Genomic DNA, 1,640 nt, shown 5'->3' on the forward strand with positions numbered 1-1,640 from the left:
TCTAGTGGTGCTCACGCGTTATCTCCTGATCTGTCTGTATTCATGATACGAAGCTTCAAAGCTGACAAGAATGTAATGAGTGGGTCAGTAATTTGTCGGTATCCAAGGAGTAGATTCCACCCCGTGTTCAAAGCACTACCAGGGATGAAGTTCCTACTTTTCAGCTTACCGGAGTCGAATATGAAACTCAAATCCATTGCACTGTCTGCCATTGCCTCGGTTGTAATGGCCGCGCCGGCGCTTTCGCAGGCAGCCACTCCTGCACCTTTCGGCCACGATGATTCGAGCCAGGTCGGCTCAATCAAGCTGGCTCAACAATCCCAAAGGACAACGACTGGCAGCCAAATGCACAACAATATGCTCCATGGGGACGAGCAGAAAACGCAAGCTGAGCGCGGTGCGTCAGGCCCAACGCAAAACAGCCCACGGGCCCCAGCCGATCCCCAAGTTCACGACAAGATGCTTCACGGAGATGAGCAGCGTCCACGGTTAGCGCCGGCCGGAGAGCCGACTTATCATCAAAGCAAGACACGCCAACAAGTCATCAATGAGATGCTGAATCAAACACCTTACGAACGAGCGCGCATGAAGGAACTCTTCCAGAATTAAAATCAGGCGGATCAAAAATCCCGGAGGCATTCAACTCCGGGATTTTTTCAATGAATCTTTCGTGTTTGTCAAAATACCCGTTCAATAAAACGGCATGCGATTTTCATTTGATGATTCGAATCTATCAATTGTTTAAAAAAGACGGTCGACTGTCGTTCACATGCCAGACTTACGAGCTGCTTCGTTGATTTCATCGTGACGCGTTCTGACGTCTGGCGGCCACTGGGCCTTGATCCAAGAGAGCACCGCAACAATTTCGTGGTCACTAAGCACCCTGTCATAAATAGGCATCGCAGTCTTGTAGTCAGGCTGCTCGATGAGCTTGGCAAGGCCGAATTTGGTGATCGCAAACAACTGAGAATCCGGGTGATGCCACGTATGGCCGCTCGGATCGTGGGGAGGAGCTGGCAACAGGCCATCCGTACCCCGTTCACGCCAATCTGACTGCCCTTCGCCCCGCACCCCATGGCATGCCGCGCACTGCTGGGCGTAGATGCGTGCACCAAAGCTCACAACCTGCGGATCATCGGGACGCAATGTGTAGGGTTGCAGCTTGGCCGAGGGCCTGTTCACAAGCACCATGAATGTGCCTGCAGCCAGCAGTCCCGCGGACAACAGCACGCCTAAACCGACACCCAGCCTACTTGGTTTTACGGTTTCCTCTGGGCTGCCACTTCCGCTCACTGCTTGCAACAGCAACCACCGCCGCGCCCAGGCTCGAGCCGCGAGCTACCCGAGGACGTTCGAGTGGCAGGATAGCCAGCTTGGGCCAGGGTTTGGATCAGGTGATCGGCACTTGGCGCGCTTGTCTGCACGCGGGCAGTGCCGTCCTTCAGGCTCACTTCGACTGCGCTGACGCCAGCTACGCCATTCAGCGCTTCAGTGACATGTGCCACGCACATCGAACAAGTCATTCCGGAAACAGCTAAGTCAATCGTGGTCATCGTCTTCCTTCAATAGCATCGGTGGATTGAGAACCGGAAGCGCTGTGGCGCAGCCGGGGAACAAATCTAGGTACGCGGCGTGCATAG

The 1,640-nt window shown here is 54.5% G+C and carries 3 protein-coding genes; 1 reads left to right on the top strand and 2 read right to left on the bottom strand.

Annotated elements, in window-relative coordinates; translation table 11 throughout:
- Positions 1 to 180: 180 nt before the first annotated feature.
- Entirely contained in the window at positions 181 to 609 is a 429-nt protein-coding gene (locus KYG_RS04025; protein WP_139019287.1) for a hypothetical protein, read from the top strand.
- A 156-nt stretch (positions 610 to 765) separates the two neighbouring features.
- Here the strand turns inward: KYG_RS04025 and KYG_RS04030 are convergent, their stop codons facing one another.
- Both KYG_RS04030 and KYG_RS23560 read right to left on the bottom strand, forming a co-directional pair.
- Complete coding sequence (locus tag KYG_RS04030; RefSeq protein WP_008903553.1) at positions 766 to 1,191, bottom strand: cytochrome c; 426 nt, start codon at positions 1,189 to 1,191, stop codon at positions 766 to 768.
- 98 nt (positions 1,192 to 1,289) lie between these two features.
- On the bottom strand, positions 1,290 to 1,553 hold the full coding sequence (locus KYG_RS23560) for a heavy-metal-associated domain-containing protein (protein ID WP_008903554.1): 264 nt from the start codon (positions 1,551 to 1,553) through the stop codon (positions 1,290 to 1,292).
- Positions 1,554 to 1,640 lie beyond the last annotated feature (87 nt).

This window comes from Acidovorax sp. NO-1, assembly GCF_000238595.1.
Lineage (GTDB): Bacteria > Pseudomonadota > Gammaproteobacteria > Burkholderiales > Burkholderiaceae_C > Acidovorax.